The 18871-nt window shown below is 69.4% G+C and carries 13 protein-coding genes; 7 read left to right on the top strand and 6 right to left on the bottom strand.

Going from position 1 to position 18871, the window contains the following annotated elements:
- Positions 1 to 449: aldehyde dehydrogenase family protein (locus K933_RS16300; protein WP_023395856.1), on the top strand; the 449-nt coding region annotated here is incomplete at its 5' end.
- A 141-nt stretch (positions 450 to 590) separates the two neighbouring features.
- On the opposite strand, the gene K933_RS16295 is transcribed toward K933_RS16300, so the two are convergent.
- The 3 genes from K933_RS16295 to K933_RS16285 all read right to left on the bottom strand — a co-directional run bounded on the left by K933_RS16295 (position 591) and on the right by K933_RS16285 (position 5922).
- A complete protein-coding gene (locus tag K933_RS16295; protein ID WP_023395855.1) occupies positions 591 to 2825 on the bottom strand; it encodes a glycoside hydrolase family 3 N-terminal domain-containing protein in 2235 nt (744 codons plus the stop codon).
- A gap of 128 nt (positions 2826 to 2953) precedes the next feature.
- On the bottom strand, positions 2954 to 4621 hold the full coding sequence (locus K933_RS16290) for a CRTAC1 family protein (RefSeq protein ID WP_023395854.1): 1668 nt from the start codon (positions 4619 to 4621) through the stop codon (positions 2954 to 2956).
- A complete protein-coding gene (locus K933_RS16285) occupies positions 4618 to 5922 on the bottom strand; it encodes a DUF7405 family protein (RefSeq protein WP_023395853.1) in 1305 nt (434 codons plus the stop codon). The genes K933_RS16290 and K933_RS16285 overlap by 4 nt, the downstream gene beginning before the upstream one ends.
- Positions 5923 to 6109: 187 nt before the next feature.
- Here K933_RS16285 and K933_RS16280 point away from each other — a divergent pair, with 187 nt between their 5' ends.
- Positions 6110 to 7027: a HEAT repeat domain-containing protein gene (locus K933_RS16280; RefSeq protein ID WP_023395852.1), complete on the top strand. Its 918-nt coding sequence runs from the start codon at positions 6110 to 6112 to the stop codon at positions 7025 to 7027.
- A gap of 81 nt (positions 7028 to 7108) precedes the next feature.
- Here K933_RS16280 and K933_RS16275 read toward each other — a convergent pair whose 3' ends face one another.
- Positions 7109 to 7339, bottom strand: a complete 231-nt coding sequence (locus K933_RS16275) for a hypothetical protein (protein WP_023395851.1) — start codon at positions 7337 to 7339, stop codon at positions 7109 to 7111.
- A 95-nt stretch (positions 7340 to 7434) separates the two neighbouring features.
- Positions 7435 to 9510 carry an alpha-glucuronidase family glycosyl hydrolase gene (locus K933_RS16270; protein WP_023395850.1) on the bottom strand — a complete coding sequence of 692 codons (2076 nt, stop codon included), beginning with the start codon at positions 9508 to 9510 and terminating at the stop codon, positions 7435 to 7437.
- Between the two features lie 219 nt (positions 9511 to 9729).
- Here K933_RS16270 and K933_RS16265 point away from each other — a divergent pair, with 219 nt between their 5' ends.
- The 5 genes from K933_RS16265 to K933_RS16245 all read left to right on the top strand — a co-directional run bounded on the left by K933_RS16265 (position 9730) and on the right by K933_RS16245 (position 16245).
- Positions 9730 to 11499 (top strand): ABC transporter substrate-binding protein, encoded by a 1770-nt coding sequence (locus tag K933_RS16265; protein ID WP_049947975.1) that lies wholly within the window; start codon positions 9730 to 9732, stop codon positions 11497 to 11499.
- Positions 11500 to 11545: 46 nt separating this feature from the next.
- Complete coding sequence (locus K933_RS16260; RefSeq protein ID WP_049947955.1) at positions 11546 to 12544, top strand: ABC transporter permease; 999 nt, start codon at positions 11546 to 11548, stop codon at positions 12542 to 12544.
- Complete coding sequence (locus tag K933_RS16255; protein WP_023395847.1) at positions 12534 to 13559, top strand: ABC transporter permease; 1026 nt, start codon at positions 12534 to 12536, stop codon at positions 13557 to 13559. Before K933_RS16260 ends, K933_RS16255 begins: the two co-directional genes overlap by 11 nt.
- Positions 13560 to 15806, top strand: a complete 2247-nt coding sequence (locus K933_RS19345; protein ID WP_023395846.1) for an ABC transporter ATP-binding protein — start codon at positions 13560 to 13562, stop codon at positions 15804 to 15806.
- A gap of 79 nt (positions 15807 to 15885) precedes the next feature.
- Complete coding sequence (locus K933_RS16245; protein ID WP_023395845.1) at positions 15886 to 16245, top strand: hypothetical protein; 360 nt, start codon at positions 15886 to 15888, stop codon at positions 16243 to 16245.
- 106 nt (positions 16246 to 16351) lie between these two features.
- Here K933_RS16245 and K933_RS16240 read toward each other — a convergent pair whose 3' ends face one another.
- Complete coding sequence (locus K933_RS16240) at positions 16352 to 18841, bottom strand: endo-1,4-beta-xylanase (protein ID WP_023395844.1); 2490 nt, start codon at positions 18839 to 18841, stop codon at positions 16352 to 16354.
- Positions 18842 to 18871: the final 30 nt, after the last annotated feature.

Genomic DNA, 18871 nt, shown 5'->3' with positions numbered 1-18871 from the left:
ACTCGACGCTCGAGTACATCGACGTCGCCGAGACCGAAGGCGCGACGCTGGCGACGGGCGGCGGTGAACCCGATGTCGGCGAGGGGTTCTTCGTGGAGCCGACGGTGTTCACGGAGGTAGAGCCGGAGATGCGGATCGCCCAGGAGGAAGTGTTCGGGCCGGTGGTGGCGGTGCTGAAGGTGAGCGACTTCGAGGAAGCGATGGAGGTGGCGAACGGCGTGGAGTACGGACTCTCGGCGTCGATCGTGACGGACGACCACACGGAGGCGAATCGGTTCATCGACGACATCGAGGCTGGTGTGGCGAAGGTGAATGAGAAGACGACGGGGCTGGAACTGCACGTGCCGTTCGGCGGGTTCAAGCGGTCGTCGTCGGAGACGTGGCGCGAGCAGGGCGACGAGGGGCTCGAATTCTACACGATCGAGAAGACGGTCTACGACGGCTACTGAGCTGAACTGACCCGACGCCCGCTCCCGGCGGGCGTTCACGCGTGGTCTGCCCGTTCTTTGCGTCGGTGTGCGCTCACGTCGTCCGCCGGGTCGAGTCGCGTCACCCCTATCCGGGATGCGAGGGCGAGGCGGCGCCGCCGACTACTCCGACCCGGCGGCCATCTCGAACGCCGTCTCGCGGTCGGCGACCGAGAGCCGGTACGTCCCGGGTTCGACGACGTGGCCCGTCCGGGGTTTGTAGAAGCCGAACCGGTCGGCGGGGACCGACAGCGACACCGTCGCCGACTCGCCGGGGTCGAGTTCGACGCGGTCGAACGCCGCGAGCCGTCGGGTGGGTCGGACCCGCGACGCCGCCTCCTGACGGGCGAACAGTTGGACCGTCTCCGTACCGGTCCGGTCGCCGACGTTCGTCACCTCGACGGCCACGTCGACGGGGTCGTCCGTCGTCGGGTCGGCCGTCTCGACGGCGAGTCCGTCGTACGCGAACTCGGTGTAGCTCAGCCCGTGGCCGAACGGGTACAGCGGGTCGTACGAGTCGGGGTGTTCGTCGGCGCCGATGGGTCGGGGGTGTGCGAGGTGGTCGAACTGCTGGGGGATGTCGCCCGTCGACCGGGGGATCGATATCGGGAGGCGGCCGCTGGGGTCGGTGTCGCCGTACAGGGTCTCGGCGACGGCGACGCCGCCCTCGGTGCCCGGGTAGTACGCCGCGAGGATCCCGGGGACGTGCTCGGCCATCCAGTCGACGGCCAGCGGTCGGCCCGTGACCAACACGCCCACGACCGGCGTCCCGGTGGCGTGGACCCGGCGGACGAGTTCGCGCTGCGGCTCCGGGAGCCGGAGTTCCGACCGGGTGGGCCACTCCCCCGTCTCCACGCCCGCGAGTTCCGACGGGCCGAACTCGTGGATGTACCACCCCTCGCCGACCGCGAGCACCGCGACGTCGGCCGCGCTCGCCGCCTCGACGGCGGCGTCGATATCGCGCGACTCGTTCAGCGTCGTCCCCGGTTCGTGGGTGACGCGCCCGCCGGCGCGGTCGCGGACCGCGTCGAGTATCGTCTCCCCGGGGAGGTTGTCCGCCCGGGCGACGCTCCACCCGCCGAGTTGGTGGACGACGTCGTCGGCGTTCGGCCCGCCGACGAACACGTCCTCGTCGCCGTCGAACGGGAGGACGCCGTCGTTCTTCAGCAGCGTCATGCTGTCGCGGGCCGCCTCGCGCGCGGTCTCGCGGTGGTCGGCCGACCCGACCTCCTCGCGGGCGCGCGCCTCGTCGACGTACGGCTCCTCGAACAGCCCCATCTCGAACTTGAGCCGCAGGACGCGTCGGACGCTCTCGTCGACCGTCTCGCCGGCGAGTTCGCCGTCGGCGACCAGTTCGCGCAGGTGTGCGGCGTGTTCGGTGTCGCCGACCGACTCGATATCCAACCCCGCCGCCCGCGACTGACGGACGCCGTCGCGGTCGTCGACCGCCGTCCCGTGCTCCGCCGCGAGGTGGGTGACGCCGCCCCAGTCGGAGACCACGTGGCCGTCGAACCCGAGTTCGCCGCGCAGCAGGTCGGTGAGGAAGTACGCCGACCCGTGTGGCGGTTCGCCGTTGACCGAGGCGTACGACGCCATCACGGACTCGACGCCCGCGTCGATTGCGGCCTCGAACGGCGGCACGAACACGTTCCGCAGCGCGTACTCCGAGACGTCGACGGGCGAGGCGTCCTCGCCGCGTTCGGGGTCGCTGTACGCCGGGAAGTGCTTCGCGGTGGCGACCACGGCGTCGGGGTCGGAGAGACCGTCGCCCTGGTAGCCCCGGACCTTCGCCGCGGCCATCGCCGCACACAGGCGGGGGCTCTCGCCGAACGTCTCGAACACGCGTCCCCACCGCGGGTCGCGCCCCACGTCGCAGGTCGGCGCGTAGTTCTGGTGGGCGCCGGTCCGGCGCACTTCGGCGGCGGTGATACCCGCGACGGTCTCCGCGGTGTCGGGGTCCCACGTCGCGGCGGTCCCCAGCCCGTTCGGGAAGACGGTCGCCCCGGCGACGTACGCGTGGCCGTGGACCGCGTCGACGTTCAAGAGCAGCGGAATTCCGAGCCGCGTCTCCTCGGTCGCGATCCGCTGGACCTCGTTGGCCGCCTCGACCGCCTCGTCGACCGTCTCGGGGAGCGACCCCGCCCAGCCGAACGGCGCCGCGACGCCGACGTGGGCCTCGCGAACCGCCTCGCGCACGTCGTCCATCTCGTTCGGCTCCACGTCGAGGTACCCCAGGTACGTCCCGACGAGTTGCCCGACCTTCTCGGCGTCCGTCATCCGCGAGAGCAGGTCGTCGACCCGGTCGGCGACGGGTGCGTCCGGCCGGCGGTACAGCGGGTCCGCGTCCTCTTCGGTCATCGATCGGGTCGTTTACTCGTCGCGTGATAAATCACCGGGATAGTCTCACCCGGTCGGCGGTCGGTGTCCCGGAGCGGCGGGAGCCGAACGGCCGGCGGGGCGGGGGAGACGCGTCGTGCGGCCGAGACTCACCCGCCGTAGTCGACGACCGTCTCGGTGCCGTTCTCCGTGATCCGTAGCTGCTGGTTCGCGGCCACGTCCTCGAAGGTGCGTTCGGTCCCGTCGGGCCAGACGACGGTCAGGTCGGTCCGCTCGCGGTCGCCCAGCCCGAGGTGGAACACGCGGCTCTCCTGTGAGAGGAAGTCCGACTCGACCGTCTGCTGTATCTCCGTGGGACCGCCGGGTCCGGCGACGGTGACCTCCGCGCCGTAGACGGTCGACCCGTTCGCGTCGACGACGCGGAACGCGACGCTGTTGGCGGTCGCGCCGACGTTCTCGTAGACGGTGACGTTGCCGTCGTACGGTGCGATCACCACGTCGCGGTCGCCGTCGCGGTCGTAGTCGAACGTCACCAGGCCGCGCCCGTCGTGTTCGCTCAGGTTGCGCGCGGAGGCGTCGAGGTTCTCGAACGTCTCTCCGTCGCGTTCGAACAGCATCGGGTGGGTGTAGTGGGGGTCGTCCTGGTCGATCCGGACGACGTTCTGGGTGGCGTGGATCAGGTCGCGGTCGCCGTCGTTGTCCAGATCCGCGAGGCTCGCGGCCCACCCCCACCCGCCCTGGCGGACGCGGTACGTCACCGCGCGGTCGGTGAGGGTGCCCTCCCCGTCGTTGAGCATCAGGGTGTTCCCCTTCGTTCGGCCGGACTTGAGGACGTAGCCGAACAGGAGTCTGAGCCGCTCGTGTCGCTCGTCGTCCTCCACCTCGTCGAGCGGGAGGTAGATGTTCGTCGTGAACACGTCCTGTGCGCCGTCGCCGTTCACGTCCGCCACCTCCGAGGACATCCCGTTCCGGGAGGTGTTACCGCGGATCAGCCGCTCCTCGAAACTGCCGTTCCCCTCGTTGATGTACACTACGTCGGTGTTGTAGTCGTTGGCGACGTGGACGTCGGGCAGGCGGTCGCCGTTCAGGTCGACGAAACTCGCCGCGAGGCTCCACCGGTCTGCCCCGCTCACCCCCGCGTCGGTCACGCGTTCGAACCCGTCGTCGGTGTTCTCGTAGAGCACGTTCGGGTTGCCGTTGTCCTCGGCGACGAAGTGGGTCAGCCCGAAGTAGCCCTCGGGCTTGCCGGTCTTCCAGTCCCCCGACTGATATATAAGGAGGTCGAGGTCGCCGTCGCGGTCGTAGTCCGCCGCCGTCGCGCCCAGCGGGTACGTCAGGTTGCCGAACGAGGCGTCCGACCGCTCGAACGTGCCGGCCTCGTTGTCGAGCAGGACCGGTTCGGCGCCCGACCGGAGCAACAGCAGGTCGTCCCAGCCGTCGCCGTCGTAGTCGACGAACAGCGCGCTCTTGACCGCCTCGCCGAACTCGGGGAAGCCGTCGACGCGTTCGAACTCGCCGCCCGCGTTCCGGAACAGCGCGGGCCGGTCGCCGCCGACCGCGAGCACGTCCCGCCAGCCGTCGCGGTCGTAGTCGGCGACGTAGACGCCGTCGTCGCCGTTGCCGGCCCCGCCGCCGTCGGTCCGGTAGTCGAGTCCGACCGCGTCGGTCCGGTCGCGGAAGTCGATGTCCGTCCCGTCGTCGGCGCTCAAGCCCCCGAGGTCGCCCCCCACCCCGAGACAGCCGGCGCTCGCGACCAGGAGGAACGCGAGGACGACCGCGCGGACGCGGACCGGGAATCGCCCATCGCGCCGGCTCATCGGCCGCTCGGCAGCGCGCGGTCCGCCCGCGGGGGGACGAGGAACGTGCTCCGCGAGACGGTGCCGAGGTAGTCGACGATGCCGTGGCGGTCGTCGGGCACGTCGAGGTCGTACTCGTCGACGCTCATCGCCCGGCGCACGTCGACGAACTTCCGGGTGTCCGTCTGGACCGACGAGAAGTTGAACGCCGACCCGCCCACCTCGTCGGTGGCGACCCCCTCCGACCGCCGGAGGATCCGCGTCCGGAACTCGTCGTCGCGGGCGGCGGCGACCTTCTGGGCGTGCCCGACGATGCCGTGTTCCTCCGCGAGGTCCTCCATGTCGTCGACGTTCTCCTCGGTGATCCCGCTGTGGCTCCCCAGGCGGTCGCCGACGTCGCCCACGTCGTCGTAGTCGTGGGCCGGGCAGTACATCTCCTTGGTCCGCTGTTCGTGCGGCTGGTCGTACCAGCGGTCGAGGTCCGTCCGCACCCGCGAGACGGCGAGCGTCGTCCCGCCCGCGAACGGTCCCTCCGACAGCGTCGCGTCGTCCTCCTCGGGGAGGCTGTTGTCGAACCCCGCGCGGAACCCCATCGACAGCGGGGCGTCCTCGGGGATCTCCTCGTGGTCTATCTCCTGGGCGGGGCGACCCTTCCCGAGCACGCCCGTCCGACGCTCGCTCACCGCGAACACGCCGGTCAGCCGCTCCTCGACCGGAACGCCGTTGAGCGTCTCCGCCTCGCCGAACAGCGCCTCCTCGGCGGCGAGTAGGATCGATGCGTAGTCGCTGTCGAGGATCAACATCGCGTCGAAGTCGGCCGCGAGCGACTCCTCCTCGCCGAGTTCCGACAGCACCGTCTCCGGCCGCTGGAGTCCCTCCACCTCCACCCCGACCCGGTCGAGGTAGCGGGGGGCGTAGCCGAGCATGAACAGCAGGCCGTCGTTGACGCTCCCGCTGGTGTCGAGTCCACTCCCCCACCGGAAGGCGCGTTCGAGCGTGCGGAGCGCCGACTCGACCTGCGACCGCTCGGCGTCCGTCGGCGGCACCGACCCCTCGTAGGAGAGTCCGAGGATGAGTTGGTGCTGGCTCTGGGTGTCCGTCCCGTGGACGCTCTTGACCAGGTAGTCGTCCCAGGCGTGCTGTCGGTCGGGGAGCGAGGCGGGGTCGTCGACCCCACGGGGGTACTCTGGCGGGTCGGACGCCGCCTCCGTCGGGGCGCGTTCCGCCTCCTGGCACGCCGCGAGCGCGCTCGTTCCGCCGATGGCGAGGGAGGCTCTCACCAGCGCTCGCCGCGAGAGACCGCGAGAGTCGTCGGGAGCCATGTGACGGCCTTACTTGCCTCGTCGATATAGGAGTTTCTGTCAGCTCTCGGTCGCCAGCGGGCCGTTCGTCGTCGGCCGCGACGGGCGGAGGCGGGTGCGGGGGCGCTGCGAGCGTCCGTACCCCCGACCGAGGGGTCGACGACCGCCGACCCGCACGTATTTACCTGACGGTCCGCATCGTCTTCGCATGGATACGGATTCGACGAAGCCGCTCGCGGGCGTCGACACGGGGTCGGTCGCGCCCGGCGATATCGAGGAGTCCGAGGTGCGCGCGGCGCTGTCGTCGTCGAACCCACTGGTCACCCAGTGGGGGCTAGAGGCGTGCGAGACGCTCGCCGAGGCGGACGTCGACGCCGTCCGCCCGTTCCTCGACGAGGTGGCGGCGTTCGCGGACGACTCCAACTCCGCGCTGGCGCTGCGGGCCATCGCCGTCCTCGACGCCGTCGCGAGCGCGGAACCGGCGGCGCTCGACGGCCGGGTGTCGGCGCTCGCGGGCGCGATGGGCACGGACATCGTCGACGTGCAGTTGACCGGCGCGACCGCGCTCGGCAAACTCGTGGTGCCGCGACCGGACATCGTCGCGCCGCACGTCCGGCGGCTGGTCGAGGGGGTCCGGGAGACGGAGTTACAGCGGGAACTGGAGGAGTTCGCCGTCGTCGACGACGACGTGACCCGGCAGACGCTCCGGGAGAAGGAGGAGTCCGAGCGGAGGCGGCGCGTCTCCGCGCGGCGCACGCTCGTCAACGTCGTCGTCGCCGTCGCCGAGGCGGAGCCAGAGTCGGCCGTCGGTTGCGTCGACGACCTCGTGGCGCTGTTCGACGACATCGACCCCGGCGTCGCCGGCGGCGCCGTCGACGCGGTGGGCGAGGTGGCGGCGGTCGACCCCGAGGCGGTCGCGCCCGTCGCCGACCGGCTGGTCGACTGTCTCGACCACGACCGGACGGTCGTCCGCGCACGCGCGGTCCGCGCGCTGGGGCGTCTCGGTCCCGCGTACGCCGAGGCGCCGACCGTCGAGCGACTCCGCGCGCTCGCCGACGCCGACGACGACGAGAACGTCCGGGAAGTCGCGGCCGACACGGCGGACTATCTCGCGGGCGGGTCGTAACGCGCCCGACGCGACACCGCACGCACACCGGCTACGCGTCACCGACTTCACACACGGCGTCGCCGCGCACCCACGCGGTCCTCAGTCCATCGCGCGTTTCGTGCAGTACCAGTAGGCGGTCAGGAAGAAGGCCAGCCCGCCGACGACGAGCACCGCGTCGAGGACGAGGATGGGGTACGTCCGGTCGCCGGGGTCGACGAACAGCACCGACAGCCCGAGCAGCAGCCCCATCGTGATCAGGACCGCGATGATAACCTGCATCCGCCCCCGCTGGGCGCAGAGGGCGTCCATCACGGCCGACGTGCGCGACATGACCACTGGTGAGCGGACGGACGTGAAAAACCCAGTGATGGCTCGGGTGGGCGGCCGGAGCGCGGCCGGCGGCTCCGCCCGTCGCTCGCTCGTCGTTACGCGCTCCCCGCTCCGTCTCCCGCGGGGACGCGCCCGCGTTCGTCGGCGACCCCCGAGTAGTCGTAGAACGTGGCGGTCAGGCTGTCGCGCCACCGCTCGGCGCTCGCGACCTGTTCGTCGAACCGCTCGGCGACGTGGCGGTGCCGGCGGTCGTCCACGCGGCCGTCGAGCGAGTTCCACCGCTCGCGGAGCCGTTTCGCCTCCTCGACGCCCGCGAAGCAGTTGTCGTACAGCCGCTGGACGACGGTCGTCCCGTCGGCGAGTTCGTGCTCCCACGGGAGGTGGTGGAAGAACAGCAGGAGTTCCTCGGGGCAGTCGTCGACCGACGCGTAGCGGTCGGCGACCGGGTCGGGGTACTGGGCGGCGTACGCGCTCCGGTCGACGCCGACGCCGTCGTCGGTCATGCCGTGGTAGCCCGGCCACTCGCCGGGCGACGGCTCGTAGTGGTTCTCCAGCAACTCCTCGCCGTTGTGCATCATGTGCATCAGGCCGAGACCGCCGGTGGTGTAGTCGACACACGCCGCCCACGAGTCGCGGAGTATCCCGGCGACGGTGTCGACCACCTCGCCGTCCGTACCGAACGTCTGGCGAACCCACTCGTCGGTCACCGTCCCCGTCGAGCGGTCGGGGTCCCACGCCGCCCGGCCGAACGCGTAGAGGTTCGACTGCGCGAGGTGGGTGCCGGTCCAACTGCGGTCCTCGCCGACGCTGCCGACGCCGACGACCCCCTCGCCGTCGCCGCCGAACAGCGACTTGACGGGCGTGCCCGCGCCGTCGGCGTGGGTGTCGAACTCGAACACCTCCGTCCACATGGGGTGGTGGTAGGCGGCGTGGACGCCCTGGCCGGTGTACTCGCCGGTCACCTGCAATTCCAGCGCCAGGTCCGTCTTGGGCATCGACCCGAACAGCGTCGACACGGGTTCGCGCGGCTGGAAGTCGATGGGACCGTTCTTCACTTGGACGGTGACGTTGTCGGCGAACGCGCCGTCGAGGGGGTCGAACGTCTCGTACGCCTGCACCGAGCGGTCGTCGTGGGAGCCGTAGACGAACGCGCGCCAGAACACGCGCCCGCCGTGGGGGGCGAGCGCCGCCGCGATGGCGTTCGCGCCCTCGGCGTGGTCGCGGCCGTAGTCGTACGGGCCGGGTTGGCCCTCCGAGTCGGCCTTGACGAGAAAGCCCCCGAAGTCGGGGATCAGGTCGTACACCTCCTCGGCCTTCCGCTCCCACCACGCACGAACCTCGTCGTCGAGGGGGTCGGCGGTGTCGCAGTCGCCCAACAGCATCGGCGCGGCGAAGTTGACCGAGAGGTACGTCTCGATCCCGTACCGGCGGAACAGCGCCGCGAGACCGGTGAGCGCTTCGAGCCGCCGCGGTTCGAGCAGTTGCCACCCCTCGAACGCGTCGAAGGCGGGGTTCGCGCTCGCCCGCGGCGGCTTCTCCGTGTTGACGTTGTTGAGGACGATACCGTTCACGCCGACGGAGGCGAGGAGGCGCGCGTAGTCCTCGTATCGCGGCCGGAGGTCGGGCAGCCGCTCCCAGTCGAAGATCGACTCCCCGCCGTACCCCCGTTCGACCGAGCGGTGGAACGGGGTGTCCCACTGGTCGATCACCCGGTTGGCGTACGCGGGTTCCTCGCGCACGTCTAGGTCGTCGACCGGTTCGCCCGTGCTCAGCAGGCGGAGCAGGTGGAACGTGCCGTACACCAGCCCGCGGTCTGAGGCGGCGGTCACGACCAGACAGTCCATCCCCTCCCACTCGACCGACCGGAGGAGGTAGCCGCCGTCCGCGAACCTCTCCACCTCGTCGACGGGCACCGACTCGGCCACCATCGCCATCTCGTCGGGGGTGCCGACCGCGAGGAACCCGTCGACCGTCCGCGGCGGGTGCTGCCAGAGGTGGGGGTCCCGGCCGAGGAGGCTCGGAACCGCCCGCCGGAGTTCGTCCCGGACCGCGGCGAGTTCGGGCGCCCCCTCCGAGACGTACGCGTGGACGCACCGCCGCCGGTAGGCGTCGAGACGGTCGCCGTCCGCGGGGGAGTCGTAGCGGAGCCAGCAGTCGTCGTACTGATCCATCGTACACCGCGGGTGGCCCAGACCGACGAAAACAGTACCGATCGGGACGGTCCCGCGGCCCCGGACGACGCCACCCACCCCCTCCCGAGTGAATTTTTCACACACGTCGTGCACGGACCATCCACAATGTTTATGACTAATTATGATAACACGTAGACCGTCATGGAACCTGATAGCGGTGAGGGTAGCGACTACGACGACGTCGTCAGTCGACGGAAGATGCTGGCGGCGGCCGGGGCCTCGGGGGTCGCGGCGCTCGCCGGCTGTTCCGGCGGGGGCGGCGGCGAGGGGACGACCGCCGACACGGACACCGACGGGGAGGACACCGACTCGGGGTCCGAGGGGACGGGGACCGACACCGGGTCGGGGGATATGCAGGTGTACGACGCCACGTTCGTCAACGCCTACACGGGCAACCCGGTCGACCTCCACTTCAACTCCTCGGCGACACAGAACTACAGTTGGCCCGCCGGGCGGGCGGTGTTCGCGCCGTACCTCAAGTACTCGTTCACCGAGACCGAGTTCATCTACGGCGCGCTCGAGGATCTGGAGATCGAGGGAACCGAGGCGACGCTCACCTTCCGCGACGACATCGTCTGGAGCAACGGCGACGAGTGGACGACCGAGGACTTCGAGGTGCAGATCCAGCTCGCACGGCAGACGGAGAGCTCGATCTGGGGCTACCTCGACGACTACGAGATCGTCGACGACTACACCGCCCGGCTGACGCTGTCGGGCGAGACGAACCCGCAGATCCTCCGGTTCGAACTCACCAACTTCTTCATCGACACGAAGGCCGAGACCCACGAGGAGTGGCTCGACGCCGACGTCTCGGAGTTCCTCCAGTGGGCCTGGGAGGACCCGATCGCGAGCGGGATGTTCCAGTTCGTGAACAAGGACCAGCAGGCGTTCGAGTTCGAGCGCAACCCCGAGTTCTACAAGTCGGACAACGTCAACTTCGAGAGCTACCTGATCGAGAGCTACGGCGGCAACACCGCCCAACACCAGGCGCTCATCTCGGGCAACGAGGTGGACGCGGCGACGAGCCTGTTCACCCCGCCGGAGATCGCCGACCGGTTCCCCGACCACGTGGTCGAGGTGAACATCCCCGCCAAGTGGGGGTACGGGATCGTCTTCAACCACGAACACGAGCACTTCGGGAAGCGGAACGTCCGACAGGCGGTCGCGCACGTCATCAACCGACAGCGGTTGGTCGACAACGCCGGGCCGCGGACGAAGTTCGTCACCCCGTCCCCGTGTGGGATCGCCCCGCGCGACCAGGAGTACTGGCTCGGCGACTGGATGGACGACTTCGAGACGTACGGTCCCGAGTCGAGTAACACCGACCGGGCGACCGCGCTCATGGAGGAGGCGGGCTACTCGATGGAGGGTGGCAACTGGGTCGACTCCAGCGGGAGCACCATCGGCGGCGACTACTACTCGCCGGCGGGGTGGACCGACTGGACGACGATGACCCAGACGACGGTCAGCCAGTTGAACGACTTCGGGTTCGACTTCTCGATCAGCACGCTCCCGACGAACGACTGGTTCAGCCAGTACTCCGAGAGCAACTTCGGGCTGGGGAGTCTCTACTGGCTGCCCGGCGGGTCGCGGTCGGCGTTCCCCTACTTCCCGCTGTACTACCAGCTGTGGGCGACCGACATCGGCGGCGGGCACAACTACCGGTCGATCGCCGAGTCGGAACAGACGGTGCCCGGCCGCGACGGCGGCGAGATGACGCTCAACCCGCTGGATGTCTGTCGAGAGATCGCCCGACAGCCGGACGACGACGCCTCCCGCGAGTACGTCCAGCGGTCGGCGTGGTACAACCACATCGACCTGCCGTTCCTCGGGCTGGTGTCGAAGTTCGAGCAGTCGTGGGTCACGGACGACGACTGGACGGTGGCGGAGGAGGGCAACGCCAACCGTCAGGTCAAGTGGCCGCCGTTCTGGTGGGTCCACGAGGGCGACCTCCAGTACCGGGGGTAGTCCGTAAGACCCAAATCGTTTGAGACTGCAACTCCAGTAGACGACTATGAACTATTACCTCAGACGGACGGCCAGGATCCCCCTGACCGTTCTAGCAGTCGCGACGTTGTCGTTCGGCCTGATCCGACTGCTCCCGGGCGGACCGTTCACGCAGCTCCGGCTCCAGCTCATCCGCCAGGGAGTGCCGGTCGAACAGGTCAACGCCCGCATCGAGGCGCTCCAGAACATCCGGCCCGACGCGCCGCTGTGGCAGCAGTACCTCGACTACCTGATCGGCGTCGTCCAGTTGGACTTCGGGCAGTCCATCTCGCTCAACCAGCCCGTCGCCGAGGTGGTCGCGCGGGCGCTGCCGTGGACGGTGTTCCTGGTGGTGACCTCGACGCTGTTGATGTTCGCGGGCGGCGTGATAATCGGCGCCGTCCAGGCGTACTGGGAGGGCTCCACGTTCGACAAGCTCGCCTCCAGCGGGTCGATCCTCGTGATGGCGGTTCCGTACTTCATCTTCGCGGTGATCTTCCTGTTCTTCCTCGCGTTCCAGCTCCAACTGTTCCCGACGGGGAACGCGGCCGCGCGCGACATCGAAGCCGGGATCAGTCTCGACTACTTCGCGAGCGTCATCCACCACGCCATCCTGCCGATCGCGGCGTTTACGATCGGCGGGATCGGGTCGACGGCGCTGAGCATGCGCGGGAACGGCATCCAGGTGCTCGGTCAGGAGTACGTCGAGGTGGCGCGGCTCCGCGGGCTGGGTGACGGCCGGATCGCCACCCGCTACGTCGCGCAGAACGCGATCCTGCCGATGTACACCGGGCTCCTCCTGTTGATCGGGTTCCGTCTCGGCGGGACCGTCGTCCTCGAACAGATCTTCTCGTACCCCGGACTCGGCTACTACCTCATCGCGGCGGTCAACGCCAACGACTACCCGCTGATGATGGGCTGTTTCCTCGTCATCACGGTGACGCTCGTCGTCGCGGTGACGATCGCCGACCTGACGTACAGCTTCATCGACCCGCGCATCAGTACGGGGGACGCCGATGGCTACTGAGACCGACTCCTCCTCCGAGGAGGGGGTCGACTGGCGGTCGGACGCGTCCGCCGAGGAGATGACTCGCCGTGAGCGCTACGGCGAGTTCTACCGGCGGATGGTCCGCGAGCCGGCGATAATCGCGTGGTCTGACCTCCGCACCCGGGTCGGGATCATCATCCTGAGCGTCTACCTGCTGATGGCGGCGCTGGACGTGTTCGGTCTCTGGCGCAACCCCTCGCCGAACCAGGCGCCGCGGCTGCTCCCGCCGTTCCAGAACTGGGCGTTCCCTCTCGGGACGACCCAGTCGGGGGTCGACCTGTTCGCGCTGATCGTCGACTCGACGCCGTTCATCCTGCTGATGGTGCTGGCGGGCGGGGTGTGGGCGACCACCCTCGCGGTGATGGTCGGCACCGTCTCGGGGTACAAGGGCGGCAGCGTCGACACCGCCATCACCTCGGTGTCGGACTTCTTCATGGCGATCCCCGGGCTGCCGCTGGTGATCGTGCTGGCGATCACGTTCAGCCCGGAGAACCCCATCCTGCTCGGGGTCATCCTCACGATCAACTACTGGGCGGGGTTGGGGCGCTCGATACGCTCGCAGGTGCTGTCGATCCGCGAGGAGAGCTACGTCGAGGCGTCCCGGACGATGGGGTCGAGCACGTTCCGGATCATCGTCAAGGACGTGCTGCCGAACATCATGCCGTACGTGATGGTCAACTTCGTGTTCGCCGCGCGCTACACCATCTTCGCGTCCGTCGGGCTGTACTTCATCGGCGTGCTCCCGTACACGGGGCAGAACTGGGGCGTCACGCTGAACAACGCGTACAACCAGGGCGGGCTGTTCACGATGCAGGCGCTCCACTGGCTGCTCGTCCCCATCGTCGCCATCGTGGGACTGGCGCTCGGCCTGATCCTCGTGAGCCAGGGGATGGACCGCATCTTCAACCCGCGGGTCCGGACCCGGCTCTCCGGGGAGTCCGAGTCGATCGAAGGGGAAGACGACACGACGGCGCCGCCCGGAGGGATGGTCTAAATGTCCACCGACACCAACACAGACAGTACGCGACCGACCGCGACAGACGAGACGACCGAACCCGACACCGTCGTCGACGACCCGGTGTTGGAGATACGCGACGCGAACGTCACCTACAGCGACGGCGACACGTACGTCCTCGAGGACGTCACCGTCGACATCGACCGCCACGAGGTGCTCGGCATCGTCGGCGAGAGCGGGTCGGGCAAGTCGATGTTCGCCTCCGCGCTGATGGACGCCGTCCCCGACCCGGGGCTGCTCACGGGCGGGATCCGCTATCACCCCCCCGACGGGGAGACGGTCGACGTGTTGGAACTGAGCGACGAGGAACTCCGCAAGTTCCGCTGGGAGCAGATCTCGATGGTGTTCCAGGGGGCGATGTCGTCGTTCAACCCCACCATGGAGATCGGGACCCACTTCACGGAGACGCTCAAGAGCCACGACAAGCACGTCTCGGAGGGGATGGAGTTCGCGCGCGAACTGCTGGAGAACCTGTATCTCGAACCCGAACGGGTGCTCAACTCCTACCCGCACGAACTGTCGGGCGGGATGCAACAGCGCGCGCTCATCGCGTTGAGCATGGTGCTCGACCCGGAGGTGCTGGTGATGGACGAGCCGACGGCCGCGCTCGACCTGCTGATGCAGCGGTCGATCCTCGGGCTGTTGGAGGAACTCCGCGACGAGTACGACCTCACCATCATCTTCATCACGCACGACCTCCCGCTGGTGGCGTCGCTCGCCGACCGGATGGCGATCATCTACGCGTTCCAGTTCGCGGAGATCGGCGAGCGCGACGCGATCATCGGCGACTCCGCACACCCGTACACGCGGGCGTTACTGAACGCGACGCCGAACCTCGACGCGCCCTTAGAGGAGATGCAGCCGATCGAGGGCGAGGGACCGGCGCCGGTGAACGTCCCGTCGGGCTGCCGGTACCACCCGCGGTGCCCGCTGGCGACCGAGGAGTGCCGGACGGTCGACCCGCCCTTCGCCCCGATCGACGAGGCGTCCGACCACCGGACGGCGTGTCACCACTGGGAGGAGGCACGCGAGGAGATCCCGCTCAACTTCGGCGAGGACGCCCCGGACGCGGCCAGCGTCGACTCGCCGCGGCCGGCCGCGGGGTCGACGGTCGAGGACCGCGCGGTCGCGGCGGGCGATCAGGCGCTGCTGTCGCTCGACGACATCGAGGTCCACTTCGAGGAGCAGCAGGGACTGCTCGACCGGTTCCGGGGTGACCCCGACGTCGTGCAGGCGGTCGACGGTATCGACCTCGACATCCACGAGCAGGACCTGGTCTGCCTGCTCGGCGAGTCGGGCTGCGGGAAGACCACGCTCGGCAAGACGATGATCGGGCTCCAGCGGCCGACCGGCGGGACGATCGAGTACCGCGGGCACGACATCTGGGAGGCGAAGGACGGCAACGCGGACATCCCGTACGACGAGGTGCGGCAGGCACTCCAGATCATCCACCAGGACCCCGGGAGTTCGCTCAACCCCAACCGGCGGATCGTCGACATCCTCTCGGAACCGCTCCACCACACCCACCCGAACATCGGCCGGGCCGAGCGACGGAGCCGGATGCACTCGCTGCTCGAACGCGTGGGGATGACGCCCGCGGGCGACTTCCTCGACCGCTACCCCCACCAGTTGAGCGGCGGCGAGAAACAGCGGGTTGCGCTCGCGCGGGCGCTGTTGATGAACCCCGACGCGATCCTCGCCGACGAGGCCATCTCGGCGGTCGACGTGAGCCTGCGCATCGAGATCATGGATCTGATGCTCGAACTCCAGTCGGAGTTCCACACCTCGTTTCTGTTCATCAGCCACGACCTGTCGAACGCGCGCTACTTCGCCGAACACGGCGACGGCCGGATCGCGGTGATGTACCTCGGCGAGATCGTCGAGATCGGCTCCGCCGAGCGGCTGATCCACGACCCCCGGCACCCGTACACCGAGGTGCTCCGGTGGGCGACGCCGAACCTCGACCTCGACGCGATGGAGGCGGACGACCCGCCGATCCGCGACATCGACGTGCCCGACCCGGTCGACCCGCCGTCGGGCTGCCGGTTCCACACCCGGTGTCCGGTCGCCCGCGAGGCGTGTACGCGCGACGACCCCGAACTGCTCGACGTCGACGGCGGCGACGGGAAGGCGGCGTGCTTCCGCGAGGACCCGGACCACGAGTACTGGGAGAGCGAACCCCTCGAGGGTGCGGTCGAACACCCCGAGGAGTTCGCCGAGCGCTGACGGCCGGCGGGGACGGCCGACCCCGGCCGGTCCGGCGGGCGGCGACGCTGTTATTACGCGAGCGGCTATACGACCGCGCATGACACGAACACGGTACGAGCCGGAGTGCGACGACGGGACGCTGTTCCTCGTCGCCGGCGACGACAGGGTCGAGATCGGGGCGGTCGACGACGTCGTCGACGCGGTCGGTAACGAGACGTTCTCGATCGAGTACGACGAGAAACAGCGCACCCAGCCGTGGCTGGAGACGGACGAGGGCGTCCTCGACGTCGACGTTCGCGAGACGGTGACGACGCTCGCGCACACCCCCGAGACGGTCGCCGACCTCCGGGAGTACGGCATGGAGACCGACGCGTACGGGCTCCCCACGCGGACGGTGGAGTTCGCGAACGTGGTGGTCGACATCCTCTCGCGGCAGGGCAGCGAGAGCGAGCAGTAGCGACCGACGGCGGGGACCACGGACGAAGAAGTAGAGTAGGCCGCACCGCGGACGCCGGGTCGTCCCCGACGGCGCGGCCGCCGGGAGCGACTACCGGCCGCTCACCTCACTCGGCTTCGAGCGCGCCGGGTTCGGCGTCGACGCTCTCGGTCGTCTCCTCGCTCCCCTCCAGTTCGACGGTGATGGTCCGTTCGGTCGGCTCGGTCACCGAGACGGTCCGTGTCGTCTCCTCGCCGTCGGCGCTCACGGTCACCTCGTGGTCGCCGAGGTAGGCGGACGTGGTGAACGCCCCCGACTCGGGCAGGTCGATTTCGAGGCTGTGGTCGCCGGGACCGAACGTCTCGGTGGCGGAGCCGACGAGTTCCTGTTCGTCCGCGGTGTCGAAGGAGAACTCGCCGCCCGGCAGCGTGTATGCCGCCAGCGACAGCGTGAGTTCCTCGCCGTCGGCGACCGTAAAGGAGACCGAGGCGGTGCCGTCGTCCACCTCGACGTCGCTGGCGGTGACGGCGTCGCGGGTCTCGGGGTCGAGCGAGTTGATCCACGTGTCGCGGTCGGCCACCTCGCCGCCCTCGGTGTGGGCGTACTGGATCAGCCGGTTCTGCCGGCCGTAGTAGTCGTCCTCGCTCTCGCCGAGTTCCTCCTCGACCTCTCCGGCGACGAAGTCGACCTGGTACGGTCCCGACCCAGTCGTGCCGGAGGCGTCGGTCCACCACTCGTCGAAGACGAGGTTCCGGTACACTTCGCCGTTCGCCCGGAGGGACCAGTCGGCGTCGTAGTAGGCGCCGGTCGGCCGCCAGTGGTCCTCCTCCCAGAACCCCCACGAGACGACGCCCACGACCTGCGGCCTGCTGAACGCCACCGTGAGGAAGTCGCGGGTGTAGTCGGCTTGGACCGCGACGTCCTGGGCGTTCCGCCGGCTGAAGATCTGGATGTCGAACTCGGTGACGAGCATCGGGAGGTCGTACTCCGCGAACGTGTCGTACCCCTCGATCATCGTCTCGATGTCGAGTATCTGGTTGTACTGCTGTTGGTGGTGGCCCATGAACCCGATGGCGTCGATGGGGTAGTCGTTGTCGACGAGGTGGGCGATGTAGTCGTCGTACGCGCTCCGCTGCCACTGCCCGCCGATGGCACCCATCTCGTTGGTGTGAAGCGGGAGGTCGGTCGTCTCGTCGGCGGCCGCCCACCAGTTGTCGACCGCGGGCCACCCCAGTCCCTCCGTGTCGCGGAAGTTGCTCTGCCAGACGGGGTGGTTGTGCATGTCCCACTCGACGACGTCCTCCTCGAACTCGGCGGCGTGGTTCCGGATCTTGTCGGCGATCAGCGCCTCCAACTCCTCGGCCGAGTAGGAGTCGGGGTTCTCGATCGACATCCCGCCGCCGACCGAGTTGTCCGACTGCTCCCACAGCAGGTAGTGGCCCCGAACCGGGTAGTCGCGCTCGTTGAGCCACTCCAGCGCCGCCCGCGTCGCCTCGTTGCTGATGTCCCAGACGCCCTCCCAGGCGGGGTACTTCAGCCCGTTCTCGACGGTCGCCTTGTTGAAGTTGTCGGCGAACACCTCCCGATAGGTCCGGTCGTCCTCGGTGTCGCCGGTGAGTTGGCCGACCGAGACCGCACTGCCGAAGTCGAACTCGTGGTCGGTCATCTCGACGTCGACCGACGCGCCCGACACCGCCTCGCCGTCGGGACCGACGACTTCGACGCTCACGTCCGCCGTCCGGTGTTCGTCGATCCGGTCGTGGGCGGCGTCGCGCCACTCGGCGTCGAGCGAGCGCCCCTCGTAGTGGTACGGCGGGAGGGTGTCGAGCGCGAGGTCGGCGCCGCCGTAGTCGAACAGCGCGAGCCCACCGAACTCGACGGTCTGTTCGCCGTAGCCGGTCCGGAACTCGACCGACGGGACCGCCTCCGAGTCCGGAACCGACTCGACCTCGACGGGGAAGTAGTAGCGCATCCACCGCTCGCTCGGCTCGACGTGTGCGGACCGCTGGACGAAGTTGTCGGTGGTGGCCGTCTCCCCCGACGAGTCCGTGTACTCGTAGCCGAAGCGCGCCGTCACCTCGGCGTCGTCGTCGTCGCTGCGGAGGTACGCGACCGCGAGCAGCAGGTCGCCCTCGCCGAACGAGTGGTCCGATATCTCGCCCCGGTAGGCGTGGTCGGCGGGGTCGTCGCTCCCCTCGGGGACCGTGACTCGTTCGCCGACCGTTATCGGTACCGCGTCGGTGTCGACCGCGACCCGCGTCTCCCTGCCGCCGCCAACCACGGAGAAGGCGTCGAGCGCCGCCCGTTCGGTCGCGGCGTAGACGCACGCGCCGGGCGGAAGCTGTCGCTGCTGTCTGTCGGCGCTCGTCAGGTCCGCACGCAGCGTCTGGTGGTAGGCGTCGAGCGACCCCTCCACCTGCCGGGGCGCCGCGTCCGGTACGTCGGCCGCCGCGCCCGCGGCGCCGGCGCCCACCAGCCCCGCCGCGCTCAGCGCCTGCATGTACCGCCGCCGGTCGACCCCCAGCGGACCGCCCTCGGCGTCGGGCGTCGACTCCTCGTCCCGTCCGTTCCGTGCGTTGCCACTCCGCTCGCCGGCTCTGTTGTCGTCTTCGGGCATAGTGTCGGTGCGCTTACGCGCTTGTGGATC

Origin of the sequence: Candidatus Halobonum tyrrellensis G22 (genome assembly GCF_000495475.1) — an archaeon.
Classification (GTDB): domain Archaea; phylum Halobacteriota; class Halobacteria; order Halobacteriales; family Haloferacaceae; genus Halobonum; species Halobonum tyrrellense.
The sequence above is the reverse complement of the archived record's forward strand: the minus strand, read 5'-3'. Positions and strand labels throughout refer to the sequence as shown.